Raw genomic sequence first — 24,829 nt, 5'->3', positions numbered from 1 at the left:
TCGCATCCGTCGTAACCTGGCCATCATGAGTGGTTGCCCGCATGTACCGGACCTGCCGCGCCCCGAGCCCGCGCCCCTCGGTGAAACCTGTCCCGAGTGCCTGGCGGCCGGCACCCACCCCGTGCAGCTGCGGCTGTGCCTGAGCTGCGGCCATGTCGGCTGCTGCGACTCCTCGCCGGGGCGGCACGCGACGGGGCACTTCGAGCAGACCGGACATCCGGTCATGCGGAGCTTCGAACCGGGCGAGAACTGGCGTTGGTGCTTTGTCGACGGTTCGATCGTCTGACGTCCGGGTACGTCAAACCGGCGCGCGTTGTTCGTAATTGAGCGACGCAGACCCCTAGGCACTGTGCGTACCCATGGACCTACCATGAGTGACAGTCGCAGGAAGGGGTTCCGGCGACACGGCATCATGGATCGCGATAGCGTCGCCGGACCGAGAACCGAAGACGTACCGCATGGCTCCGGGCGTTCTCCCGGAACCTCGAATGAGTTTGTGCCACCTTGGAGGTGAGGGTGTCCCAGATCGCAGGCGAGCCCGGGAATCAGGACTTCGTAGAGGTCCGGCTGCCCGCTGCGGGTGCCTACCTGTCGGTGCTGCGCACGGCCACGGCCGGTCTCGCAGCACGCTTGGACTTCACTCTCGACGAGATCGAGGACCTTCGCATCGCGGTGGACGAGGCGTGCGCGATCCTGCTCCAGCAGGCCGTGCCCGGTTCCGTCCTCAGCTGCGTGTTCCGTCTCATCGACGATTCTCTTGAGGTGACGGTCGCGGCCCCCACCACGGACGGCCGCGCCCCGGAGCGCGACACCTTCGCCTGGACGGTGCTCTCCGCACTGGCCGGAAAGGTCGACTCCTCGGTCGCCGACGACCGTACGGTCAGCATCAGCCTGTACAAACAGCGCGGCGCGGGACCCGGGCCGGCGTGAGCAACGGGAACGGGGACGGTCCTGTGCGGGACGAGACGATCCGACCAGGGGTGGTGCGTGCGGCAGGCATCCCGGAGCAGCAGGCCCTGCCTCATCCGGTGGACGGGGCGGAGCTGCCCCGTGCGGTGGACGGGACGGACGGGCCCGCCGGCATTACGGTCGCGGTGGAGCAGTCGCAGGCGGAGCGGGCAGGCCAGATGAGCGAGCACGGGCACCACGATCCAAACGACCGCAGCGAGGCGCGGGCGTTGTTCATCGAGCTGGGCAAGCTCGCCGACGGTTCGCCGGAGCGGGCGGAGCTGCGCAACCGGCTGGTGCGGATGCATCTGCCGCTGGTGGAGCACCTGGCCCGTCGCTTCCGCAACCGTGGGGAGCCGCTGGACGACCTGACCCAGGTCGCCACGATCGGGCTGATCAAGTCCGTCGACCGGTTCGACCCGGAGCGGGGCGTCGAGTTCTCGACGTACGCGACGCCGACGGTCGTCGGGGAGATCAAGCGCCACTTCCGCGACAAGGGCTGGGCGGTGCGGGTGCCGCGCCGCCTCCAGGAGCTGCGGCTGTCGCTGACCTCGGCGACGGCGGAGCTCTCCCAGCTGCACGGCCGCTCGCCGACGGTGCACGAGCTGGCGGAGCGGCTGGGGATCTCCGAGGAGGAGGTCCTGGAGGGCCTGGAGTCGGCCAACGCGTACAGCACGCTCTCGCTGGACGTGCCGGACACCGACGACGAGTCGCCGGCCGTGGCGGACACGCTGGGCTCCGAGGACGAGGCGCTGGAGGGCGTCGAGTACCGGGAGTCGCTGAAGCCGCTCCTGGAGGACCTGCCGCCCCGCGAGAAGCGGATCCTGCTGCTGCGGTTCTTCGGCAACATGACCCAGTCGCAGATCGCGCAGGAGGTCGGCATCTCGCAGATGCACGTCTCGCGGCTGCTGGCCCGCACGCTCGCGCAGCTCCGTGAGCGGCTGCTCGTGGAGGAGTAGCGGGCCCGCTTTACGCGGAGGAGGCCGCCGGGTCGTCCCGGCGGCCTCCTCGTGTGTCCGGGAGCCCTCAGGCGTCCTCGGTGTCCGCTTCGGGCGTGCTGCCCGGCCTGCGGATGCCCAGGGCGTCGATGGTGGCGGGCCTGACCAGCTGGTAGAGCGCGGTCAGCGCGACCGCGGCGAGGACGATCCCGGCCGGGATCAGCACGCCGTGGGAGCGCAGCAGGGTCCAGGCCACCGGCAGCGCGATGATCTGCGTGATGAGCGCCGGGCCCCGGCTCCAGCTGCGGCGCTGCAGCAGGCCGCGGGCGGCGAAGAGCGGGATCAGGCCGAGCGCGATGACGGTGAGACCGCCCATCTCGGCCTGCTCAGGGCTGTCGGGCTTGCCCAGCAGGCCCATCACCAGCATGTAGATCCCGCCGATGACGAGGGCCGCGCCCTCCAGGCCGCTGAGTGCGGCCACCAGCGTGATCCTGGCCGGTTTCGCCGGCTCCGCCAGGGGCGAGGGCGCGTTCTGCTGAGTACTCACCCTTGCAGGTTGGCATCCCGGACCCGGCGAAGGAAAGCCGGGGTGGTGCGCGCCACCGCCGCACGTCTACGCCGTCACGGAGCGTGAGGTCCTGCGGCCAGGACTTCGGGGGTGTACCTCGCGGTAGGTAGGCTGGCAGTCATGCGCGCACTTCTTGTGGTCAATCCAGCCGCCACCACCACCAGTGCGCGGACCCGTGACGTGCTGATCCACGCGCTGGCGAGCGAGATGAAGCTGGAGGCCGTCTCCACGGAGTACCGCGGGCACGCCCGCGACCTGGGACGGCGGGCCGCCGACAGCGACGACATCGACCTCGTGGTGGCGCTCGGCGGTGACGGCACGGTCAACGAGGTCGTCAACGGCCTGCTGCACCGGGGCCCCGATCTGGACAACCTGCCGAAGCTGGCCGTGGTGCCCGGCGGCTCCACCAACGTCTTCGCGCGGGCCCTCGGGCTCCCCAACGACGCGGTGGAGGCGACCGGCGCCATTCTGGACGCGCTGGCGAACCGGACCGAACGCACGGTCGGCCTCGGGCTCGCGGCGGGGACTCCGGGCACGGAGGACGAATCGGTGCCGGAGCGCTGGTTCACCTTCTGCGCCGGCCTCGGATTCGACGCCGGGGTGGTCGGGCGGGTCGAACAGCAGCGGGAGCGCGGCAAACGTTCGACCCATGCCCTGTACGTGCGCCAGGTGCTCCGGCAATTCCTGGAGGAGCCGCACCGCAGGCAGGGCGTGATAACGCTCGATGTGCCCGGCGAGGAGCCGGTCACCGATCTCGCGCTTTCCATAATCTGCAACACGAACCCGTGGACGTACCTGGGGAACCGGCCGGTGTACGCGGCCCCGCAGGCGTCCTTCGACACCGCGCTCGACGTGCTGGGCCTGCGGAAACTCTCCACGGCGGCGGTCGGCCGCTATGCGACCCAGCTGCTCATGTCGAGCCCGGAGAAGGGTCCGCGGGGGAAGCACGCGGTTTCACGGCACGACCTCACGGACTTCACCTTGCATTCAAAGGTTCCACTGCCCTTCCAGATGGACGGTGACCACCTCGGAGTGCGTACCAGTGTGACGTTCACAGGCGTACGCCGTGCACTGCGTGTGATTGTGTGAGTGGAAGGGACCAAAGTCCTTTAACTCGAACGTTTGGACTGGCCTCCACCCTCTAGAAGTACGGCTGTGACCTAGCCGACACCGAGGAATCAAAAAAAACTTTCCTGAAGGGGTTGTATCCGCCGCCGAGGTTTGCGAATCTCTACATGGCGATCGGGACGGCCCGCAACAACGGCCTCCACTGAGAGCCAGAACCCCTCCTCACTGCACAGGACCACAACCAGTTCATCTGGGCGTCGGGCCTACACCTGCGGGGGGATTCGTGAAAGCGTTCACATTCACAAGCCACAGTACGTAACACCAAGGAGAGGTAGCAGCCATGGACTGGCGTCACAACGCCGTTTGTCGTGAGGAAGACCCGGAGCTGTTCTTCCCCATCGGCAACACCGGTCCTGCGCTGCTGCAGATCGAGGAAGCCAAGGCCGTCTGCCGTCGCTGCCCCGTCATGGAGCAGTGCCTGCAGTGGGCGCTCGAGTCCGGCCAGGACTCCGGCGTCTGGGGTGGCCTCAGCGAGGACGAGCGCCGCGCAATGAAGCGCCGCGCCGCTCGCAACCGGGCGCGCAACGCCAGCGCCTGACCGACGCCACCGCTACGAACCTCAGCGCAGGCGGCGCGTACAGCGCGTACGCACCACCCCGCCCCCCGAGTCGCAGCGCGCAGTACCCCCGAAGCGCATGCTTGACCAGAGAGCCCGGACCGTTCACCAACGGTCCGGGCTCTTCGGTGTGTTCGGGGCCCGCTTGTGTTCGGGGCCCGTTACTTCTCGCTGCGGACCGGGATGTCGAGGACGACCTGCGTCCCGCGCTCCGGCGCCGGCACCATGCCGAACGTGCCGCCGAGCTCGCCCTCGACCAGCGTGCGGACGATCTGGAGGCCGAGGTTGCCGGCCTTCTGCGGGTCGAACCCCTCGGGCAGACCGCAGCCGTCGTCCTGGACGGTGATGAGCAGCCGCCCCTCGGCGGGCGAGCCGCCCCGGACCGCCGAGACCTCGACGGTGCCGGACTCCGCGACGGAGAAGGCGTGTTCCAGGGCGTTCTGCAGCACCTCGGTGAGGACCATCGAGAGCGGCGTCGCGACCTCGGCGTCGAGTATCCCGAAGCGCCCCGTGCGGCGGCAGGTCACCTTGCCCGGCGAAATCTCCGCGACCATGGCGATCACCCGGTCGGCGATGTCGTCGAACTCCACCCGCTCGTCCAGGTTCTGGGACAGCGTCTCGTGGACGATGGCGATCGAACCGACGCGCCGCACCGCCTCGTTGAGCGCTTCGCGGCCCTGCGGGGAGTCCATCCGGCGGGCCTGGAGGCGCAACAGGGCGGCGACCGTCTGGAGGTTGTTCTTCACCCGGTGGTGGATCTCCCGGATGGTGGCGTCCTTGGTGATCAACTCGCGCTCGCGGCGGCGCAGTTCCGTCACATCGCGCAGGAGGACCAGGGAGCCGATCCGGACGCCCTTGGGCTTGAGCGGGATCGCGCGCAGCTGGATCACCCCGCCCGCGCACTCCACCTCGAACTCACGGGGCGCGTAACCGCTGGCCAGTTTGACCAGGGCCTCGTCCACCGGGCCCCGGGACGGGGCGAGTTCGGCGGTGATCTGGCCGAGGTGCTGGCCGACCAGGTCGGAGGCGAGGCCGAGGCGGTGGTAGGCGGAGAGGCCGTTGGGGCTGGCGTACTGCACGACGCCGTCGGCGTCCAGCCGGACCAGGCCGTCGCCGACGCGCGGGGACGCGTCCATGTCCACCTGCTGGCCCGGGAAGGGGAAGGACCCGGCGGCGATCATCTGCGCGAGGTCGGAGGCGGACTGGAGGTAGGTCAGCTCAAGCCGCGAGGGGGTGCGCACGGTGAGGAGGTTGGTGTTGCGCGCGATCACGCCGAGCACCCGGCCCTCCCGGCGTACGGGGATCGACTCGACCCGTACGGGCACCTCCTCGCGCCACTCCGGGTCGCCCTCGCGCACGATCCGGCCCTCGTCCAGGGCGGCGTCCAGCAGCGGGCGGCGGCCGCGCGGGACCAGGTGGCCGACCATGTCGTCCTGGTAGGAGGTCGGGCCGGTGTTGGGCCGCATCTGGGCGACGGAGACGTACCGCGTGCCGTCGCGGGTGGGGACCCACAGGACGAGGTCGGCGAAGGAGAGGTCGGAGAGCAACTGCCACTCCGAGACCAGCAGGTGGAGCCACTCGAGGTCGGTGTCGCTCAGAGCGGTGTGCTGGCGTACGAGGTCGTTCATGGAGGGCACGTGTGCGAGCGTACCCGTGGATGCGTGCCCGTCCGAACCGGAAGCGCCGCCCGTACGTGCAGTGAACCGGGGCCGACATTCGCGCCGCGCATGGATGGACACGGCCCAGTGGTCTAGTCCACAATGCTGGTGTAGAACCTCCGCTCTCCCCGCACAGGAGAGCGGAACGAGGTACCGCGCTCTCTGCCCTGACTGCGCCGGTGCCTCTCCCCCGGCCGGGGGCACCGCACACCGCCGGCCGAGCCGGCCGCCCGCGAGGGCGGCCCTACTCCGGGCTGCGGTGCTGGTCGGGCTGAGGGTCCCGGCCCGGCGCCGCGGCCCGCGGGTTCTTCCGGGGCCTCCCGGGATTCAGCGGGTCTCGGTGACCTTCGCGAGCGCGCGCGGCGCGTCCGGGTCCTGGCCCCGCGCGATCGTCACCTCGTACGCCAGCATCTGGAGCGGCAGGATCTCCAGAATCGGCTGGACCTCCTCCGCCACCCCGGCCGTCGGCAGCACGAACCCCGCGGACGCCGCCGCCACCTGGGCCGCGGGCCCGACGACGAAGAGGTCGGCGCCCCGGCCGCGCAGCCGGTCCAGGACGGGCTGAAGGGCCTCGCCGCCCCGGCCGTCGGTCACCACGGCGATGACCGGCGAGATGTTGTCGACCATCGCGAGGGGGCCGTGCAGCAGGTCGGCGCCGGAGTACGAGAGAGCGGGGATGTAGCTCGTCTCCATGAGCTTCAGGGCGGCTTCCTTGGCCGTCGGGTAGCCGTACCCGCGCGAGGTGATGACCATGCGCTCGGCGAACCGGTAGCGCGACGCCAGGGACCTCACCTCGTCCTTGCGGGCCAGCACCTCCTCCGCGAGGTCCGGCAGGACGGCGGCCGCCGCCCCGTCGCCGCCGCGCAGCCCCTCCACGAACAGGTACAGCGAGAGCAGGGACGCGGTGTACGTCTTGGTGGCCGGCAGCGCCTTCTCGGGCCCGGCCAGGATGTCGATGTGGTACTCGGAGACGGCCGCGAGCGGCGAGTCCGGGTTGTTGGTCACCGCCAGGGTCACCGCGCCGGCCTCCCGGGCCGCCTTGGTGGAGGCCACCAGGTCGGGCGAGCCGCCGGACTGGCTGACGGTGATGACCAGGACGTCGCGGAGGTCCGGCTTCGCGCCGTACGCCGTGGTGGTCGACATCGAGGCCAGCCCGCAGGGCAGCCCCAGCGTGATCTCCAGCAAGTACTTCGCGTAGAGCGCGGCGTTGTCGGAGGTGCCGCGGGCGGTGAGCAGGACGAAGCGCGGGTTCCTGGCCGCGATCAGCCCGGCGGTCTCGCGGATGGCGGGCGCGCCGCGCTCCAGGATGCGGCGGAGCATCGCGGGCTGCTCGGCCATCTCGCCGGACATGATGCGGCCGGGCCACTCGCCCTCACCGGCCGGGTACGTGGCGGACATGTCTGGTACCTCCCGGGGGGTCGCGCTGGCTCGCCCAAGTCGAACACGGGGTACGCGGGGGCCGCCAGCGGGCGGCGGCCGGCAGGGCGTCCGCGTACCGGTACGGGCCCCTGGGGGCGGGCCGAGTCTGCTAGATTGGGACCTTGATTGGTCTATACCACATATCGTCACTCTCGATCGGATCGGCAGGCCCCGCGTGGAAGTTGTCATCGTCCCGGACGCCAAGGCAGGCGGCGAACTGATCGCGGGGGCCATCGGCACCCTGCTCGGCCGCAAGCCCGACGCCCTTCTCGGCGTTGCCACCGGCTCTACCCCGCTGCCCATCTACCAGGCCCTCGCGGACCTGGTCCGCTCCGGTGCCGTGGACGCCTCGCGCGCCCGCGTCTGCCAGCTGGACGAGTACGTCGGGCTGCCGGCGGGCCACCCGGAGTCGTACCGCTCCGTGGTGCTGCGCGAGGTGGTCGAGCCGCTCGGGCTCTCCGAGGCCGCGTTCATGGGCCCCGACGGCTCCGCCGAGGACGTCCAGGCGGCCTGTGAGGCGTACGACAGGGCGCTGGCCGAGGCCGGCGGCGTCGACCTCCAGCTGCTGGGCATCGGCACCGACGGGCACATCGGCTTCAACGAGCCGTGCTCCTCGCTCGCCTCCCGCACCCGGATCAAGACGCTCACCGAGCAGACCCGGGTCGACAACGCGCGCTTCTTCGACAACGACATCGACCAGGTGCCGCACCACGTCATCACCCAGGGCATCGGCACCATCCTGGAGGCCCGCCACCCGATCCTGCTCGCGACGGGCGAGGGCAAGGCGGACGCGGTGGCCGCGACGGTCGAGGGACCGGTCGCCTCGATCGTGCCCGCGTCGGCGCTCCAGCTGCACCCGCACGCGACGGTGGTCGTGGACGAGGCGGCGGCGTCGAAGCTGAAGCTGGCGGACTACTTCCGGGCGACGTACGCGGCGAAGCCGGCCTGGCAGGGGCTGTAGTTCTTTACGTGAAAGGGCCGGGACACCGCGTGGTGTCCCGGCCCTTCCGTATGCGCGGGGTCAGCTCCCGGCGATGATCTCCGCCGCCGCCTGGCCGCAGACGCGGGCGGCGCCGTGCGTCGCGATGTGCAGCGCTCCCCGGGGCTCGGCCTGGGGGACGCCCATCTCGACCACGACGGTGTCCGGGCGCGCCGCCAGCAGCGCGTCCAGGGCCTTGGTCATCCACGCGTGGCGGTGCGCGTCGCGGACCACGGCGACGATGCGCCGCTCCCCCGCCGCCCGCAGCGCGGCCTCGGCCGGGGCCTCTGACTCGCCGTCGTAGGTGTCGGTCCCGGTGCCCGGGACGAGCCGGGCCAGCTCGGCCGCGAGGCCCCAGGGGGTCTCGTCGCCGACCGCGATGTTCGCGACCGGGGTGAAGGCGGCCACGTATGCCGGACCGGTGAGCGGTGCGGCCTCGCCGGTCACCGTCACCGCGCGGCGGGCGGCCACCAGACCGATGTCCGAGGCGATGCCGGTGGTCTGTGCGGTGCCGGGCGCGGTCCCCTCCTGTGCTGCCGCGCCCGGCTCCCGTACAGCCCCCCGTGCCTCCCGCGTCCAGGACGCGAGGGCGCGGACCCGGGCAGCGGCATCGGCGAGCCGCTCCTCGGGAAGTTCACCGGAGCGCACCGCCGCGACCAGCGCGTCGCGCAGCCGCAGGACGGTGCTGTCGTCGTCGAGCCCGCCGCCGACGCAGAGCGCGTCGGCACCGGCCGCGACGGCGAGGACGGAGCCGCGTTCGATCCCGTACGTCGAGGCGATGGCCTGCATCTCCACGGCGTCGGTCACGATGAGCCCCTGGTACCCCAGCTCCTCGCGCAGCAGACCGGTGAGGATCTGGGGGCTGAGGGTGGCCGGGCGGTGCGGGTCGAGCGCGGGCAGCAGGATGTGCGCGCTCATCACCGACTTGGAACCGGCCGCGATGGCCGCCCGGAACGGGACGAGCTCCCGGGCGTGCAGGGTTTCCAGGTCGACGTCGATGCGGGGCAGCGCGTGGTGCGAGTCGACCGCGGTGTCGCCGTGCCCGGGGAAGTGCTTGGTGCAGGCGGCGACCCCGGCGGCCTGGAGGCCCTCGACGTACGCGGCGGTGTGCCGGGCGACCAGGTGCGGGTCGGCGCCGAAGGAGCGAACGCCGATGACGGGGTTGCCCGGGTTGGAGTTGACGTCCGCGGACGGGGCCCAGTTGAGGTTGACCCCGCACGCGGCGAGCCGGCGGCCCAGTTCGTGGGCGACGGCCCGGGTCAGCTCGGTGTCGTCCACCGCGCCGAGCGCCAGGTTGCCGGGGAACGACGAGCCGTGGCGTACCTCGAGGCGGGTGACGTCGCCGCCCTCCTCGTCGATCGCGACGAGCACGTCGTCCCGCTCGGCCCTGAGCTGGGCGGTGAGCGCGGCGAGCTGTTCGGGCGTCTCGATGTTGCGGCCGAACAGGCCGACGGAGGAGAGCCCTTCGCCGACCCGGCGCAGCAGCCACTCGGGCGCCGTGGTGCCGGTGAAACCGGGCTGCAGCACGGCGAGCGCGTCACGGGTGACGGTGTCCGTGGTGGAGGTGAGGGTGGTCATGGGGCGGCGTTATCCCTTCACGGCGCCGGAGGTGAGCCCCGCGGCCATCTTCTTCTGCACGAACATGAAGAAGATGACGACCGGAAGAGCGATCATGGTGGACGCCGCCATCAGGGCGCCGTAGTCCGTACCGCGCTCGCTGGTGAACGTCATCAGCCAGACGTTGAGCGTGTACTTGGAGTTGTCGTTGATCAGGATGTAGGCGAAGAGGTACTCGTTCCACGCGTTCACCAGCGCGAAGATCGACGCGGCGGCGAGGCCGGGCGCGAGCAGCGGCAGGATCACGCGGCGGAAGGCGCCGAAGCGGGTGCACCCGTCCACCATGGCGGACTCCTCCAGCTCCACCGGGATGTTCACCACGAAGCCGCGGATCATGATCGTCGCGAACGGCAGCGTGGAGACCAGGTAGACGACGATGAGGCTCCAGTACTCGTCGATGCCGCCCATGGCGTTGAGCTGGGCGTAGATCGGGATGAGCATCGCCGTGGGCGGCAGCATCTGGACCAGGATCATGATCAGGACCAGCGGCTTGCGGCCGAAGAAGCGGAACCGGCCGATGGCGAGGGCCGCCAGGGTGGCGATGATCATGCCGCCGACGACGGCGGTGATCGTGACGATGAGGCTGGACTGGACCGCGGTGCCGAAGTTCGGCTGGTGGACCGCCTTGACGAAGTTGTCGAAGGTGATCGAGGAGGGCCACAGGGTCTGGTCGTAGGAGCGGATCTCGCGGCTGGGCCGCAGGGCGCTGACGACCAGCCAATAGACCGGGAAGACCATGACCAGCGAGATGCAGAGGCCGAGGATGTTCAGGCCGACGCGGGTCTTCTTGCGGTCCGGGCGCAGGACCTGTGGTGTGTCGGTCGTGGTGCTCATTCGACCTCTCCCGTCTTCATGAGCTGGCGCAGGTAGTACACGGCCACCGCGGACAGCAGGATCACCGTGATCAGGGCGATCGCGGTGCCCTGGCTGAAGGAGGTGGACTCGAAGGCCTTCGAGTAGGAGTAGAGGCCGAGGGTCTCGTACTCGGGCTCGGGCTTGCTGCCGCGCAGCAGCCAGATCTGGCCGAAGACGTTGAAGTCCCAGATCACCGACAGCGTGGCGACCATGGAGAAGACCGGCTTGATGACCGGCCAGGTCACGTAGCGGTACACACCGAAGCTGGTGGCGCCGTCGAGGGACGCGGCCTCCTCCAGTTCCTGCGGGACCTGGGTGAGGGCGGCGTACAGGGTGACGACGACGAAGGGGATGGCGCCCCAGACGACCAGCAGCGTGATGATCGCGAAGCCCTGGACCGGATCGAGGTACCAGTTGTGGCCGAGCCAGTCGTCGCCGACGACTTTCGCGATGAGGGTGTTGATGAGGCCGTAGTCGGAGTCGGCCATGAACCGGAAGATGGAGGCGGCGACCATCAGCGGCATCGCCCAGGCGGCGATGAGGCAGAAGGTCAGGATGAGCCGCACCCAGGTGGACAGCCGGCGCATCAGCAGGGAGATCAGGAGACCGATGCCCATGGTCAGCGACACGCAGACGGCCATGAAGACGACGGTGCGGAAGGTCACCCACCAGAACTCGGAGTCACCGAGGATGTTGGTGAACTGGTCGAAGCCGACCCAGGGTGCGGGATCACCGGTCCACAGCTCGCGCCGGCCCATGTCCTGGAAGGACATGATGACGGTCTTGGCGAGCGGGTAGAGGTAGACGGCGGCGATCGCCACGATCGCCGGGAGGATCAGGAGGTAGGGCAGCAGTTCGCCCTTCTTCCGCTTCCTCTTCTGCTTCAGGGGTGCGTTGCCGCCCTCATCGGACAGCGGGCTCCCGTCCGCCTTGGGATCACGTGGTACGGGGACCGGTGGCCCGGCGGCCTTGGTATCGGCGGCAGTCACGTGGCTGACCTTCCATCGCGGGTCCGAGGCGGGCCCCGGATAACACGGCGTGCTTGAGCAAAAGGGGGCGGGGACCCGGCGCAGTGCCGGGCCCCCGCCTGGCGATCAGAAGGCTCAGGCCTTCTTGTTGATCAGTGCGTCGATCTCGCTGTCGGCCTTCTTGGTGGCGTCGGCGACGGACGTGCCCTTGAGGATCTTCAGGAGCATGTTCTCCAGAATCTCCTCCTTCTCGATGGAGGCCCAGCCCGGAGCGATCGGCGTGAACCAGGCGTCCGGCACCGCGTTGGCGATGGCGGCCGTCTCGGGCTTGGCCTTCAGCGGCTCAAGCTGCTTCTCGTTGTTCGGGAGGATGTTCTTCGACGCGAGGACGTCCATGGACTTCGCGTTGGTGAAGAGGGAGATCCACTCCTCGCCCAGGTCCTGGACCTTGGACTTGGAGATGGTGGCGAGGTCGGAGCCGCCGATGAAGGACGGGAGCGCCTTGCCGTTCGGGCCGGGCATACCGGCCGTGGCGATCTTGCCCTCGAGCTTCGGGTTGCCGTTGTCACCGGTGGTGACGCTGCCGGCCTCCCAGGCCTGGCCGTAGATGACCGCGGCCTTCTCGTTGGCCATGACGTTGGCGTGGTCCTGCTCGTCCTTCGTCTGGTCGGCCTTGTTGTACTTCTTGACCAGGTCGACGAAGTGCTGGATGCCCTTCTGCGCCTCGGGGGTGGAGAGGGTGGCCTTCCACTCCTTCGAGCCCTCGTCGTACTTGGCGATCTGGCCGCCCTCGGCCGCGACGTAGGACATGGCGGCGTACCAGTAACGGCCCGGGTAGTACAGGGACGAGGCGCGCTTGTCCTTCTTCGCGAGCTCGGCCTGGACCTTGTCCATCGCCTTGAGGAAGTCGTCCTCGTTCTGCGGAAGGGCGTCGCTGCCGGTACCGGCCTTCAGCATGTCCTTGTTGTAGACCGCGAGGCGGGCGGAGGCGTAGTAAGGAACGCAGTAGATCTTGCCCTCGTAGGAGCAGGTGTCCTTCAGACCCTTGATCCAGGTGTCCGAGTTCTCGTACTTCGAGGTGTCGATCTCGCCGAGCGCGCCGTTGAGGATGTACTGCATGGTCTCGGTGTTGCCGAGTTCGACAACGTCCGGGAACTTGTCGCCACCGAGGGAGGTGTCGAGCTTCTTGACCTTGTCAGCCCAGCCCTGGTACTGGATCTTGACGTTGACGTTCGGGTACTTCTTCTTGAACTGGGCGTTGACGTCCTTCACCAGTTCGGGCCAGGTCGACTGGGCCTCGCCCATGAGCCAGACAGTCAGGTCTTCCTTGCGGTCCTTCGGGTCCTTCGAGGACGTCTTGTCGTCCGAACCACACGCCGCGATGGAAACCAACATGCCCGCGACGCCGATCGCCGCGATGAGCTTGCGCTTCACGCCACCCTCCTCAGGGATGCTGCAACCCCCTCCCCACCGCGCGAGAACGTCGACGAGTACCTCTGGGGCTGGGACCTGGTCTTTAATGGTTTAGACCAGTACCGGGAGCTTGGCCTAGACCTTTAGGGGTGTCAAGGGTGTATAAGAAGTGCACTCGCGTCCGTTATAGGACCGACACCTGAGGGAGGGCGACGAGCCGTGACCGGACCGTGCCACCATGTGAGCCGCGACAGACGGAGGAGCCGGTGACGGCAGCAACGCAGCAGTCGGGAAGGCGGGCCATGGGCGCCGACGGGGGCAGTTCGGAGAACGAGACGGGCGCGGGCGCCGGGACGCGCACCGCGCGCGTACCCAAGTACTACCGGCTGAAGCGACATCTCCTCGACATGACGGACACCATGCCGCCGGGCACCCCCGTCCCCCCGGAACGGACCCTGGCGGCCGAGTTCGACACCTCGCGCACCACCGTGCGCCAGGCGCTCCAGGAGCTGGTGGTCGAGGGCCGGCTGGAACGCATCCAGGGCAAGGGCACCTTCGTCGCCAAGCCGAAGGTCTCCCAGGCCCTGCAACTCACCTCGTACACCGAGGACATGCGCGCCCAGGGCCTCGAACCGACCTCGCAGCTCCTGGACATCGGCTACGTCACCGCCGACGACACCCTCGCCGGGCTGCTCGACATCAGCGCCGGCGGCCGGGTCCTGCGCATCGAGCGCCTGCGCCTGGCGAGCGGCGAGCCGATGGCCATCGAGACCACGCATCTCTCGGCCAAGCGCTTTCCCGCGCTGCGCCGTTCACTGGTCAAGTACACCTCGCTCTACACCGCGCTCTCCGAGGTGTACGACGTCCGGCTGGCGGAGGCCGAGGAGACCATCGAGACCTCCCTGGCCACCCCGCGCGAGGCCGGGCTGCTCGGCACCGACGTCGGCCTGCCGATGCTGATGCTCTCCCGCCACTCGCTGGACGAGCAGGGCGAACCGGTCGAGTGGGTGCGCTCGGTCTACCGCGGCGACCGCTACAAGTTCGTGGCCCGCCTGAAGCGACCGCTGGACTGACCCGTCGTACGGACTGACCCGTCGTACGCATGTGCTCCGCGAACGGCCCCCGGAACCGCCTCCGGGGGCCGTTCGGCGTTCCCGTGACCCGGCTTGGACTGGACCAACCCCCGGACGTTTGCCGCCATTGGGGCCATCCACCCGTCCCCTGACGACCGTTGCCGGACCGCAATGCGGACGGGGGGTGACGGTGGCCGGATGACTCGCCTAGATTTCCTGCGCATTACAGGTGATCAGCGAGGGGACGGAGTCGCCGCCATGGCGGAAGAACCAGAAGGAAAGCCACCGACGGTCACACCGTTGCGGGTGGTCATCGCCCTGTGTCTCATCGCGCCGTTCGTGGCGATGCTCTGGGTGAGTTCGTACGCGAAGGTCGACCCGGCCTTCATCGGCATCCCGTTCTTCTACTGGTACCAGATGCTCTGGGTGCTGATCTCCACCGCGCTCACCATGATCGCGTACAAGCTGTGGCAGCGTGACCAGCGCGCCCGCAAGGGGGGTGCGTCGGCATGAAGGACGGCGTGAACGGCGTCGCGCTCGGCGTCTTCATCTTCTTCTTCCTGGCCGTCACGGTCATGGGCTTCCTGGCCGCCCGCTGGCGCAAGGCCGAGAAGGAGGCCACGCTCGACGAATGGGGCCTGGGCGGACGGTCGTTCGGCACCTGGGTCACCTGGTTCCTGCTCGGCGGCGACCTCTACACCGCGTACACCTTCGTCGCCGTGCCCGCGGCGATCTACGCGGCGGGCGCGGCCGGCTTCTTCGCGGTGCCGTACACCATCCTGGTGTACCCGCTGATCTTCACCTTCCTGCCGCGTCTCTGGTCGGTCTCGCACAAGCACGGGTACGTCACCACCTCGGACTTCGTCCGCGGCCGGTTCGGCTCGAAGGGCCTCTCGCTGGCCGTCGCGGTCACCGGCATCCTCGCCACCATGCCGTACATCGCGCTCCAGCTCGTCGGCATCCAGGCGGTGCTGGACGTGATGGGCGTCGGCGGCGGCGAGAACACCAACTGGTTCGTCAAGGACCTGCCGCTGCTGATCGCGTTCGCGGTGCTCGCCGCGTACACCTACTCCTCCGGGCTGCGGGCGCCCGCGCTGATCGCGTTCGTCAAGGACGGGCTGATCTACCTGGTCATCGCCGTCGCGATCATCTACATCCCGATCAAGCTCGGCGGCTTCGACGACATCTTCGCCTCCGCCCAGGACAAGTTCACCAAGGCGGGCGCGGGCGGCCTCGCACCCGCCGCGGCCGGTCAGTGGGGCTACGCGACCCTGGCGCTCGGGTCGGCGCTGGCGCTGTTCATGTATCCGCACTCGATCACGGCGACGCTGTCCAGCCGCAGCCGTGAGGTGATCCGCCGCAACACCACGATCCTGCCGCTGTACTCGCTGATGCTGGGCCTGCTCGCGCTGCTCGGCTTCATGGCGATCGCCGCAGGCGTCAAGGTGGACAACGGCCAGCTGGCCATCCCGCAGCTGTTCGAGAACATGTTCCCCGACTGGTTCGCGGGGGTGGCGTTCGCCGCGATCGGCATCGGCGCCCTGGTGCCGGCCGCGATCATGTCGATCGCCGCGGCGAACCTGTTCACGCGCAACATCTACAAGGACTTCCTGAAGCCGGACGCGACGCCCGAGCAGGAGACCAAGGTCTCCAAGCTGGTCTCGCTGCTGGTCAAGGTCGGCGCGCTCGCCTTCGTCCTCACCATGGACAAGACCGTCGCGATCAACTTCCAGCTGCTGGGCGGGATCTGGATCCTCCAGACGATGCCGGCCCTGGTCGGCGGCCTGTTCACCCGGTGGTTCCACCGCTGGGCGCTGCTGGCCGGCTGGGCGGTCGGCATGATCTACGGTACGGCTGCCGCGTACGGGGTCGCGAGCCCGACGCAGAAGCACTTCGGCGGGTCCTCCAAGGAGATCCCGGGTCTCGGTGAGATCGGCTACATCGGCCTCACCGCGTTCGTGCTGAACGTCGTGGTCGTCATCGTCCTCACCTTCGTCCTGAACGCGGTCAAGGCCCCCGCCGGGACCGACGAGACCTCTCCGGGCGACTACACCGCGGACGTGGGCGACGCGGGCGTCCAGGAGAAGCTGCCGCCGGCCACGGCGGGAGCGCCGGGCGGTCACTGACCGCACACCTTTACGCCTCGCGACACAACATGTGGGGGCTGCCCGACAGGGCGGCCCCCACATGTATGCTCGTGCTCGCTGTCGCCGCAGGGGAATCCGGTGCGAATCCGGAACTGTCCCGCAACGGTGTAATCGGTGTGCTTTCGCGCACCCGACAAGTCCGAGGACCTGCCGACAGCGCATCCGGCTCGACCGAACCGGATGCCCAGACGTCCGGGCCTCGTGGGATGGGCCGGTGGACGCCGCACGGAGTGCCGCCCCGCCCGGGCCCGCTCCTGCCCGGCTGCCCCCGTGTTCCCCGCCGGCCCAGAGCCGAGCGAGGGAGAGCACCACGTGACCATCGCGCCAGCCGATCCGGTTTCAGCGGCCGAAGCAGCGGGGACCGAGAACGACGGACCGGGCACCGCACTGCTGCGGACCCTGACCGACCTCACCGCCGACCTGCCCGACACCGACCCCGGCCGCGTCGCCGCCGCCGCCCTGCGCGGCCGCAACGCCCGGTCGGACGAGGCGGAGCTGCGCTCGCTGGCCACGGAGGCCGCGGCGGGCCTCATCTCCGAGGACCCCGCCTACTCCCGCCTCGCCGCCCGGCTGCTCACCCGGACCATCGCGGACGAGGCCGCCGGGCAGGGCGCCACCTCGTTCTCCGCCTCGGTCGCCGTGGGCCACCGCGAGGGCCTGATCGCGGACCGCACCGCCGAGTTCGTCACGCTGCACGCCGCCGCCCTGGACGCCCTGGTCGAGCGGTCCCTCGCGGACGGGGCGGACGACCGCTTCGGGTACTTCGGGCTGCGCACCCTGCACAGCCGCTACCTGCTGCGCCACCCGATCACCCGCCAGGTCATCGAGACCCCCCAGCACTTCATGCTCCGGGTCGCCGCCGGGCTCGCCGAGGACACCTCCGAGCGGGCGCTGGACGAGGTCGCGGCGCTGTACGGGCTGATGAGCCGGCTGGACTACCTGCCGTCCTCGCCGACGCTCTTCAACTCCGGCACCCGCCACCCGCAGATGTCCTCCTGCTACCTGCTGGACTCGCCGCTGGACGAGCTGGACTCGATCTACGACCGCTACCACCAGGTGGCCCGGCTGTCGAAGCACGCGGGCGGCATCGGCCTCTCGTACTCCCGCATCCGCGCCCGGGGCTCCCTGATCCGGGGCACCAACGGGCACTCCAACGGCATCGTGCCGTTCCTCAAGACGCTGGACGCCTCCGTCGCCGCCGTGAACCAGGGCGGCCGCCGCAAGGGTGCCGCCGCGGTCTACCTGGAGACCTGGCACGCGGACATCGAGGAGTTCCTGGAGCTCCGCGACAACACGGGCGAGGACCAGCGGCGCACGCACAACCTGAACCTGGCGCACTGGATCCCGGACGAGTTCATGCGCCGCGTCGACGCGGACGGGACCTGGTCGCTCTTCTCCCCGGCGGACGTGCCCGAGCTGACCGACCTGTGGGGCGACGACTTCGACGCCGCGTACCGGGCGGCCGAGGCGAAGGGCCTGGCCCGCAAGACCATGCCGGCCCGTGAGCTGTACGGCCGGATGATGCGGACCCTGGCGCAGACCGGGCAGGGCTGGATGACGTTCAAGGACGCCTCCAACCGCACGGCGAACCAGACCGCCGAGCCGGGCAGGGTCGTGCACTCCTCGAACCTGTGCACCGAGATCCTGGAGGTCACCGACGACGGCGAGACGGCCGTCTGCAACCTCGGCTCGGTCAACCTCGGCGCGTTCGTGGACGGCGGCTCGATCGACTGGGCGCGCCTGGACGCCACCGTGCGGACCGCGGTGACCTTCCTCGACCGGGTCGTGGACATCAACTTCTACCCGACCGAGCAGGCCGGGCGCTCCAACGCCCGCTGGCGGCCGGTGGGCCTGGGCGCGATGGGCCTCCAGGACGTCTTCTTCCAGCTGCGGCTGCCGTTCGACTCCCCCGAGGCCCGGGCGCTCTCCACGAAGATCGCCGAGCGCATCATGCTCGCCGCCTACGAGGCGTCCTGCGACCTCGCCGAGCGGTCCGGTCCGCTGCCCGCCTGGTCCGAGACCCGGGCCGCACGCGGGGTGCTGCACCCCGACCACTACGACGCGGAGCTGAACTGGCCGGAGCGCTGGGACGCGCTGCGCGCCCGGATCGCGACGACCGGGATGCGCAACTCGCTGCTCCTGGCCATCGCCCCGACCGCGACGATCGCCTCGATCGCGGGTGTCTACGAGTGCATCGAGCCCCAGGTCTCGAACCTCTTCAAGCGGGAGACCCTGAGCGGGGAGTTCCTCCAGGTCAACGGCTATCTGGTGGACGAGCTGAAGCGGCTCGGCGTGTGGGACGCGCGGACGCGTGAGGCGCTGCGCGAGTCGAACGGCTCGGTGCAGGGCTTCGCCTGGATTCCGGCGGACGTGCGGGCGCTGTACCGCACCGCGTGGGAGATCCCGCAGCGCGGCCTGATCGACATGGCGGCGGCCCGTACGCCGTTCCTGGACCAGAGCCAGTCGCTCAACCTGTTCCTGGAGACGCCGACGATCGGCAAGCTCTCCTCGATGTACGCGTACGCCTGGAAGCAGGGCCTGAAGACGACGTACTACCTGCGGTCGCGTCCGGCGACCCGGATCGCCCGTGCCGCGTCCGGCCAGGCGGCCGCCGCCGCCCCCATCCCCGTACAGCAGGCGCCCGACGCGGACGCCATCGCCTGCTCCCTGGAAAACCCCGAGTCCTGCGAGGCCTGCCAGTAATGACCGCTGTCAACAACGAGAAGAACCTGCTCGACCCGGGCTTCGAACTGACCCTGCGGCCGATGCGCTACCCGGACTTCTACGAGCGCTACCGGGACGCGATCAAGAACACCTGGCACGTCGAGGAGGTCGACCTCCACTCGGACGTGGCGGACCTCGCCAAGATGACGCCCGCCGAGCAGCACCTGATCGGACGCCTGGTGGCGTTCTTCGCGACCGGTGACTCGATCGTCGCGAACAACCTGGTGCTGACGCTGTACAAGCACATCAACTCCCCCGAGGCGCGGCTGTATCTGTCGCGGCAGCTGTTCGAGGAGGCCGTGCACGTCCAGTTCTATCTGACGCTGCTCGACACCTATCTGCCCGACCCGGACGACCGCGCGGCGGCGTTCGCGGCGGTGGAGAACATCCCCTCGATCCGCGAGAAGGCGCAGTTCTGCTTCCGCTGGATGGACTCGGTGGAGAAGATCGACCGGCTGGAGTCGAAGGCGGACCGCCGCCGCTTCCTGCTGAACCTGATCTGCTTCGCGGCGTGCATCGAGGGGCTGTTCTTCTACGGCGCCTTCGCGTACGTGTACTGGTTCCGCTCGCGCGGGCTGCTGCACGGCCTCGCCACGGGGACCAACTGGGTCTTCCGCGACGAGACCATGCACATGAACTTCGCGTTCGAGGTCGTGGACACGGTCCGCAAGGAGGAGCCGGAGCTCTTCGACGACGCCCTCCAGCAGCAGGTCACCGACATGCTGAAGGAGGCCGTCGAGGCGGAGCTGCAGTTCGGCCGCGACCTGTGCGGCGACGGGCTGCCCGGCATGAACACCGAGTCGATGCGCGAGTACCTGGAGTGCGTCGCCGACCAGCGGCTCACCCGGCTGGGCTTCCCGGCGGTGTACGGCTCGCAGAACCCGTTCTCGTTCATGGAGCTCCAGGGGGTCCAGGAGCTCACGAACTTCTTCGAGCGGCGCCCGTCGGCGTACCAGGTGGCCGTCGAGGGCACGGTCGGCTTCGACGACGACTTCTAGGCGGAAGGGCTAGATCCTCGCCCAGCTCCTGACGTACGGACGCCGTGCGGCCCCCACCGGCCGCGCGGCGTCCGCCGTTCGCGGTGGGCGTGTACTCCGGTCCTGTTCCGCCGCGCGCAGCTCGCGGTCGATGCGGCGCTCGCGGGCGGCACCGATGAGCGCCGGCAGCAGGACGAGGGCGAAAAGTGCGGAAATGCCGAGGAAGTTCTGGAATGTGTTCATGCCTCTACTGTCCTCGTTCCGGCGAGGAAGCGGCAGTGGCAGGACTGTCATAGGACATCGAATTACTGCCACACTGGGTCCATGCTGAACAATGTCGCCGCTCTGCTCCTCGATGAGGTCCATCCCTTCGAACTCGGCGTCCTGTGCGAGGTCTTCGGACTCGACCGCAGCGACGAGGGCCTGCCCGTGCACGATTTCGCGGTGGTCTCCGCCGAGGGCCCCGAGCTGCGGACCCACGCCGGGTTCACCATCAGCACCCCGTACGGCCTCGACCGGCTGGACGAGGCCGACCTCATCGCCGTACCGGCCGGCAGCCACTTCATGGACCGGGAGTATCCCGAGGAGGTCCTCGACGCGCTGCGCCGGGCCGTGGACCGCGGCGCGCGCGTGCTGAGCGTCTGCTCCGGGGCGTACGTGCTGGGCGCGGCCGGTCTGCTGGACGGCCGGCGCTGCACCACGCACTGGCGCCACGCCGCCGAACTGGCCCGCCGCTTCCCGAAGGCCGTGGTGGAGCCGGACGTGCTGTACGTGGACGAGGGGCCGATCATCACTTCGGCGGGGACGGCCGCGGGGATCGACGCCTGCCTGCACCTGGTCCGCCAGGCGTACGGGCCCGCCGCCGCCAACACCATCGCCCGGCGGATGGTGGTGCCGCCGCACCGGGACGGCGGGCAGGCGCAGTACATCCAGCGGCCGCTGCCGCGCACCCGGTGCGACACCGTGGGCGACACGCTGGCCTGGATGGAGCGCCACCTCGACCGCGAGATGACCGTCGAACAGCTCGCGGACCGGGCCCACATGTCGCCGCGCACCTTCGCCCGCCGCTTCCAGCAGGAGACCGGGACCACTCCGTATCGCTGGCTGCTGCGCCAGCGCGTCCTGCTGGCCCAGCACCTCCTGGAGACATCCGACGAAACCATCGACACCATCGCCGACCGGACCGGCTTCGGGACGGCGGCGGCGCTGCGCCACCAGTTCGTACGGGCGCTGGACACCACGCCGCAGGCGTACCGGCGCACCTTCCGGGGGCCGACCGGCCTCACCGAGGCGGCCTGAGGCGAGCGGGGCACATCCGATCATTCGTCCAACCGGTCGCACGACCTGTCCATGGACCGGGCCTTCGCGCGCGCGTCAGGGTCGATGCCATGGACATGCTGAAGGCAAGACGAAGGGCCATCGGGGCCGTGGTGGCCGCGCTCGCCGCCGCCCTGCTCCCCTGGCAGACCGCCCCGGCCCAGGCGGCCCCGGCGACCGCTCCCCCGCCGGAGGTGCTGCCCACGCTGCGCCAGTGGCAGCCGGACAGCGGGGAGTTCGTCCTCACCGGCCGGGCCAGGATCGTGCTGGACGGGGTGCGCGAGCGGCGTACGGCGGACGACGCGGCCCGGTTCGCCGGTGAGCTGGAAGGCAGGCAGCAGGTGTCCCGGGGCCGGGCGCGCGCCGGTGACATCGTGCTGCGACAGGACGCCTCGCTGAAGGGCTCGCTCGGGGCGGAGGGCTACCGGCTGGAGGTCGGCGACCGGGTCACGGTCACGGCGGCCACCTCGGCGGGGGTGTTCTACGGCTCGCGCACGGTGCTGCAACTGCTCAACGACGACGGGCGGGCCGCGCGCGGCTCGGCGACCGACGTGCCCGCGTACCGGGAACGCGGGGTCGGGGTCTGCGCCTGCTACATCAACGTGTCGCTGCCCTGGTTCGAGCGGCTGATGAAGGACATGGCGTCCCAGAAGCTCAACCAGCTCTGGATCGAGGCGAAGGTCCGCAGCGACACCGACCCCGAGTCGGCGTTCTGGGGCTACTACACCAAGCCGCAGATCCGCGCCCTCGCCGCGATGGCGAAGAAGTACCACATCGAGCTGGTCCCGGAGATCAACTCCCCCGGCCACATGGACCCCTACCTGGAGAACCACCCCGAACTCCAGCTCAAGGACAAGGACGGCACGGCCTCCGCGCCCCGCCTGGACATCTCGCGGCCCGAGGCGCTGACGTACTACACCTCACTCGTCGACGAGGCCCTGGACGTCTGGGGCACCGACACCTGGCACATGGGCGCGGACGAGTACATGCTCGGCTCCTCCTACCCGGACTATCCGCAGCTCCAGGCGGCGGCCGTCGCGAAGTTCGGCGCGTCGGCCACCCCGGACGACCTGTTCGCGGACTTCGTCAACCAGGTCAACGCCCATGTGAAGGAGCGGGGCCGCTCACTGCGCATCTGGAACGACGGGCTGCTCGGCCGCAACACGCTCGTCCCGCTGGACCGTGACATCACCGTCGAGCACTGGCTCGGCGGCGGCGCCATCCAGCAGCCGTCCGCCCTGCTCGCCGAGGGCCGCCCGGTGATGAACTCCGCCTACGCGCTCTACCTGGTGCGCGGCGGCTACACCACCAAGACCCAGGAGCTGTACGAGAGCGACTGGACGCCCCTGCGCTTCGAGGGCGAGACGCTGCCCACCGCCGCGGCGAACCTGACCGGCGCGAAGATCAGCCTGTGGCCGGACAGCGCGGCGGCCGAGACCGAGAACGAGGTCGAGGCGAAGGTCTTCATGCCGCTGCGCTTCCTCGCCCAGGCCACCTGGGGCGGCCCGAAGCCCAGCCCGACGTACGCCGGTTTCGAGGCCATGGCCCGCCGCATCGGCCACGCCCCCGGCTGGGCCAACACCGACCGCGCCCCGCTGGCCGACGGCACCTACCGGCTGACGTCCGGCGCGAAGGCGCTGGCCCCGGCCGCGGACTCCGGGGTCGCCCTGGTGAAGGGCGCGAAGGCGGCCTGGACGCTCACCGCGACCGCCGACGGCTACTACACGGTCCGCTCGGCGGACGGGCTGTGCCTGGACGCGGTGCGCGGCAAGAAGTACCTGGGCGCGCCGCTGGAGGTGGGCGCCGAACTGTCGCTCGGGGCCTGCTCGGCGGAGGCGCGCACCCAGCGCTGGCAGCTGGACGCGGGCCACGGGACGGTCGTCCTGCGCAACGCGATCTCGCAGCTGCGCCTGACCGAGCGCTCGTCGGACGGAGCGGCGGTCCAGACGACGGGCGGCACCCCGCTGCGCGCCGGGGCGTAACACGCGAGTGGGGCCCGCCGGTGACCGGCGGGCCCCACCACGCTTGTCAGATACCGCAGTTGGGAGCAGACCAGTAGTGGCTGGGGCCCTGGTTCACGTGGACGTGGTCGTTGTGGTCCGGGTAGCCCGGGCCGAGGATCCCGTTGAACCCGTGGTTGCGGGCCTCCTTGGCGAGGGTGCAGAACGCGATCCCGCCGAGGTCGGCCGCGTCACCGTACAGATGGCGGCTGTTCGAGGCTCCGCCCACGGCGCTGTTGCAGGACGTCGAGCGGAAGCCGCTGTTGATGTTGATGGGCCGGTCGCCGAGCGCGTGGCGCAGCGCCTCCAGCTTCCACATGGTGCTCAGCGCGTTGGCCTTGGCGGTGGCCGCCGAGACCGCGCCGCCCGACCAGGTGCTGTTGCACCGGTTCATCTCGGCGTACGTGAAGTGCGCCGGGGTGCAGTCGTTGTCCTGGAGGGCGTAGATCTTGGCCTGGGTGGCAGGGCCCGCGATGCCGTCGGCGGCCAGCCCGTAGGCGGCCTGGAAGCGCTTGACGGCGGCGGTGGTGGCGGGGCCGTACGAGCCGTCGATGGCCAGGACCGAGTTGTAGCCGGGGTATCCGGCGACCCGGATCTGCAGCTGCTTCACGTCGTTGCCGGCGGCACCGGACTGCAGGGTGCGGGTCCAGGTGTAGCAGCCGTCGGCGTGCGCGGTGCCGGCGGTGACCACGGCACCGCCCAGCGCAAAGGCCATGGTCATGACAAGGCTGAGCAGGAGTCGTGCGGAACGTCTGATCACGGGGGCTCCCTACCGCTGTCGAAGGTGTGGTGCACGAGCCTGTCGGATGCGGCGGAGTCCGTCAACTACGCGTGTAGAAACGGGGGTTGGCGGAAACGCGAACGCGGCGCGGGACGGGCCCGCGCCGCGTTCGCCGCAACGGATCAGTCGTTCGGGACGACCTCGTAGCGCGGAGTGTTCTCGGCCATCTGCCGCAGCGCGTCCTTGCGCTCGCGCTTGGAGAGCCGGTCGATGTACAGGTAGCCGTACAGGTGGTCCGTCTCGTGCTGGAGGCAGCGCGCGAAGTAGCCCGTGCCGCGCACCCGGACCGGATTGCCCTGCGCGTCCTGCCCGCGCACCACCGCATAGTCCGGGCGGGCCAGCTTGGCGTACGCCGTCGGCACGGAGAGGCAGCCCTCGCCGGAGTCGTCCAGGACCCGCGCCTCGGGCGGCAGCTCCTCCAGGACCGGGTTGCAGATCGCGCCGACGTGCCGGACGCCCTCGTCGTCGGGGCAGTCGTAGACGAAGACCTTGAGGTCCACGCCGATCTGGTTGGCGGCCAGGCCGACGCCCTCCGCCGTGCGCTGGCTCGCGAACATGTCGTCGATCAGCGCGGCCAGCTCGTCGCCGAACTCCGTGACGTCCTTGCACTCCTTGTGCAGGACCGGGTTGCCCACGACCGTGATCGGACGGGAGGTACCGCGCTCGCGGTGTGCCGTCTCGCGCGCCTCACAGTCCTCGGTGTCGATGAGGAAGCCCTCCTCGTCGACGCTGACCTGCTCGTCCGTCTCCTGCTGCGCCATGT

The 24,829-nt window shown here is 70.0% G+C and carries 23 protein-coding genes and 1 riboswitch; of the genes, 13 read left to right on the top strand and 10 right to left on the bottom strand.

Features of this window, described 5'->3' with window-relative positions:
* Positions 1-25: 25 nt before the first annotated feature.
* From AMK18_RS13335 to AMK18_RS13325, 3 genes are all read left to right on the top strand, one after another.
* The gene (locus tag AMK18_RS13335; protein ID WP_073862940.1) at positions 26-286 is read left to right on the top strand and encodes a UBP-type zinc finger domain-containing protein; all 261 of its coding nucleotides are present in this window, start codon (positions 26-28) and stop codon (positions 284-286) included.
* 230 nt (positions 287-516) lie between these two features.
* Positions 517-930: an anti-sigma regulatory factor gene (locus AMK18_RS13330; RefSeq protein ID WP_018105584.1), complete on the top strand. Its 414-nt coding sequence runs from the start codon at positions 517-519 to the stop codon at positions 928-930.
* Positions 927-1,907 carry an RNA polymerase sigma factor SigF gene (locus tag AMK18_RS13325; protein WP_376451606.1) on the top strand — a complete coding sequence of 327 codons (981 nt, stop codon included), beginning with the start codon at positions 927-929 and terminating at the stop codon, positions 1,905-1,907. The genes AMK18_RS13330 and AMK18_RS13325 overlap by 4 nt, the downstream gene beginning before the upstream one ends.
* 67 nt (positions 1,908-1,974) lie before the next feature.
* Here AMK18_RS13325 and AMK18_RS13320 read toward each other — a convergent pair whose 3' ends face one another.
* Positions 1,975-2,367 (bottom strand): hypothetical protein, encoded by a 393-nt coding sequence (locus AMK18_RS13320; RefSeq protein ID WP_073862939.1) that lies wholly within the window; start codon positions 2,365-2,367, stop codon positions 1,975-1,977.
* A 207-nt stretch (positions 2,368-2,574) separates the two neighbouring features.
* Between AMK18_RS13320 and AMK18_RS13315 the strand changes: the two genes are divergently transcribed.
* Both AMK18_RS13315 and AMK18_RS13310 read left to right on the top strand, forming a co-directional pair.
* Positions 2,575-3,543 carry a diacylglycerol/lipid kinase family protein gene (locus AMK18_RS13315; protein WP_026171858.1) on the top strand — a complete coding sequence of 323 codons (969 nt, stop codon included), beginning with the start codon at positions 2,575-2,577 and terminating at the stop codon, positions 3,541-3,543.
* Between the two features lie 319 nt (positions 3,544-3,862).
* Positions 3,863-4,120: a WhiB family transcriptional regulator gene (locus AMK18_RS13310; protein ID WP_003953983.1), complete on the top strand. Its 258-nt coding sequence runs from the start codon at positions 3,863-3,865 to the stop codon at positions 4,118-4,120.
* A gap of 179 nt (positions 4,121-4,299) precedes the next feature.
* Here the strand turns inward: AMK18_RS13310 and AMK18_RS13305 are convergent, their stop codons facing one another.
* Together AMK18_RS13305 and AMK18_RS13300 are read right to left on the bottom strand one after the other, a co-directional pair.
* Positions 4,300-5,766, bottom strand: a complete 1,467-nt coding sequence (locus AMK18_RS13305; protein ID WP_073862938.1) for a sensor histidine kinase — start codon at positions 5,764-5,766, stop codon at positions 4,300-4,302.
* 357 nt (positions 5,767-6,123) lie between these two features.
* On the bottom strand, positions 6,124-7,194 hold the full coding sequence (locus AMK18_RS13300) for an SIS domain-containing protein (RefSeq protein WP_018105579.1): 1,071 nt from the start codon (positions 7,192-7,194) through the stop codon (positions 6,124-6,126).
* A gap of 196 nt (positions 7,195-7,390) precedes the next feature.
* On the opposite strand from AMK18_RS13300, the gene nagB reads away from it, so the two are divergent.
* Entirely contained in the window at positions 7,391-8,176 is a 786-nt protein-coding gene (gene nagB, locus AMK18_RS13295; protein WP_018105578.1) for a glucosamine-6-phosphate deaminase, read from the top strand.
* Positions 8,177-8,236: 60 nt separating this feature from the next.
* On the opposite strand, the gene AMK18_RS13290 is transcribed toward nagB, so the two are convergent.
* The 4 genes from AMK18_RS13290 to AMK18_RS13275 all read right to left on the bottom strand — a co-directional run bounded on the left by AMK18_RS13290 (position 8,237) and on the right by AMK18_RS13275 (position 13,068).
* Complete coding sequence (locus AMK18_RS13290) at positions 8,237-9,772, bottom strand: glycoside hydrolase family 3 protein (protein WP_018105577.1); 1,536 nt, start codon at positions 9,770-9,772, stop codon at positions 8,237-8,239.
* 9 nt (positions 9,773-9,781) lie between these two features.
* Positions 9,782-10,645, bottom strand: a complete 864-nt coding sequence (locus tag AMK18_RS13285; RefSeq protein ID WP_018105576.1) for a carbohydrate ABC transporter permease — start codon at positions 10,643-10,645, stop codon at positions 9,782-9,784.
* Positions 10,642-11,655 carry a carbohydrate ABC transporter permease gene (locus tag AMK18_RS13280; RefSeq protein ID WP_018105575.1) on the bottom strand — a complete coding sequence of 338 codons (1,014 nt, stop codon included), beginning with the start codon at positions 11,653-11,655 and terminating at the stop codon, positions 10,642-10,644. Before AMK18_RS13280 ends, AMK18_RS13285 begins: the two co-directional genes overlap by 4 nt.
* Positions 11,656-11,769: 114 nt before the next feature.
* Positions 11,770-13,068 (bottom strand): sugar ABC transporter substrate-binding protein, encoded by a 1,299-nt coding sequence (locus AMK18_RS13275; RefSeq protein ID WP_073862937.1) that lies wholly within the window; start codon positions 13,066-13,068, stop codon positions 11,770-11,772.
* A gap of 281 nt (positions 13,069-13,349) precedes the next feature.
* On the opposite strand from AMK18_RS13275, the gene AMK18_RS13270 reads away from it, so the two are divergent.
* The 5 genes from AMK18_RS13270 (at position 13,350) to AMK18_RS13250 (ending at position 19,989) form a co-directional block, all read left to right on the top strand.
* Complete coding sequence (locus tag AMK18_RS13270) at positions 13,350-14,120, top strand: GntR family transcriptional regulator (RefSeq protein WP_018105573.1); 771 nt, start codon at positions 13,350-13,352, stop codon at positions 14,118-14,120.
* Between the two features lie 258 nt (positions 14,121-14,378).
* Positions 14,379-14,633: a DUF3311 domain-containing protein gene (locus AMK18_RS13265; RefSeq protein ID WP_026171857.1), complete on the top strand. Its 255-nt coding sequence runs from the start codon at positions 14,379-14,381 to the stop codon at positions 14,631-14,633.
* Positions 14,630-16,246 carry a monocarboxylate uptake permease MctP gene (mctP, locus tag AMK18_RS13260; protein ID WP_073862936.1) on the top strand — a complete coding sequence of 539 codons (1,617 nt, stop codon included), beginning with the start codon at positions 14,630-14,632 and terminating at the stop codon, positions 16,244-16,246. The genes AMK18_RS13265 and mctP overlap by 4 nt, the downstream gene beginning before the upstream one ends.
* Positions 16,247-16,311: 65 nt before the next feature.
* Positions 16,312-16,436, top strand: a riboswitch (cobalamin riboswitch).
* Between the two features lie 143 nt (positions 16,437-16,579).
* Positions 16,580-18,970, top strand: coding sequence for a ribonucleoside-diphosphate reductase subunit alpha (locus AMK18_RS13255; RefSeq protein ID WP_073862935.1), 2,391 nt, complete (start codon positions 16,580-16,582; stop codon positions 18,968-18,970).
* Positions 18,970-19,989 carry a ribonucleotide-diphosphate reductase subunit beta gene (locus AMK18_RS13250; protein ID WP_073862934.1) on the top strand — a complete coding sequence of 340 codons (1,020 nt, stop codon included), beginning with the start codon at positions 18,970-18,972 and terminating at the stop codon, positions 19,987-19,989. Before AMK18_RS13255 ends, AMK18_RS13250 begins: the two co-directional genes overlap by 1 nt.
* 9 nt (positions 19,990-19,998) lie before the next feature.
* Here the strand turns inward: AMK18_RS13250 and AMK18_RS13245 are convergent, their stop codons facing one another.
* Entirely contained in the window at positions 19,999-20,211 is a 213-nt protein-coding gene (locus AMK18_RS13245) for a hypothetical protein (protein ID WP_073862933.1), read from the bottom strand.
* Between the two features lie 81 nt (positions 20,212-20,292).
* Here AMK18_RS13245 and AMK18_RS13240 point away from each other — a divergent pair, with 81 nt between their 5' ends.
* Both AMK18_RS13240 and AMK18_RS13235 read left to right on the top strand, forming a co-directional pair.
* Positions 20,293-21,267 (top strand): helix-turn-helix domain-containing protein, encoded by a 975-nt coding sequence (locus tag AMK18_RS13240; protein ID WP_073862932.1) that lies wholly within the window; start codon positions 20,293-20,295, stop codon positions 21,265-21,267.
* Positions 21,268-21,356: 89 nt separating this feature from the next.
* Positions 21,357-23,267, top strand: a complete 1,911-nt coding sequence (locus tag AMK18_RS13235) for a family 20 glycosylhydrolase (protein WP_241836558.1) — start codon at positions 21,357-21,359, stop codon at positions 23,265-23,267.
* Between the two features lie 46 nt (positions 23,268-23,313).
* On the opposite strand, the gene AMK18_RS13230 is transcribed toward AMK18_RS13235, so the two are convergent.
* Positions 23,314-24,045: a D-Ala-D-Ala carboxypeptidase family metallohydrolase gene (locus AMK18_RS13230; RefSeq protein ID WP_073862930.1), complete on the bottom strand. Its 732-nt coding sequence runs from the start codon at positions 24,043-24,045 to the stop codon at positions 23,314-23,316.
* A 143-nt stretch (positions 24,046-24,188) separates the two neighbouring features.
* Positions 24,189-24,827, bottom strand: a complete 639-nt coding sequence (gene def / locus AMK18_RS13225) for a peptide deformylase (RefSeq protein WP_073862929.1) — start codon at positions 24,825-24,827, stop codon at positions 24,189-24,191.
* Positions 24,828-24,829 lie beyond the last annotated feature (2 nt).

This window comes from Streptomyces sp. CB01249, from assembly GCF_001905735.1.
Taxonomy (GTDB): domain Bacteria; phylum Actinomycetota; class Actinomycetes; order Streptomycetales; family Streptomycetaceae; genus Streptomyces.
The sequence above is the reverse complement of the archived record's forward strand: the minus strand, read 5'-3'. Positions and strand labels throughout refer to the sequence as shown.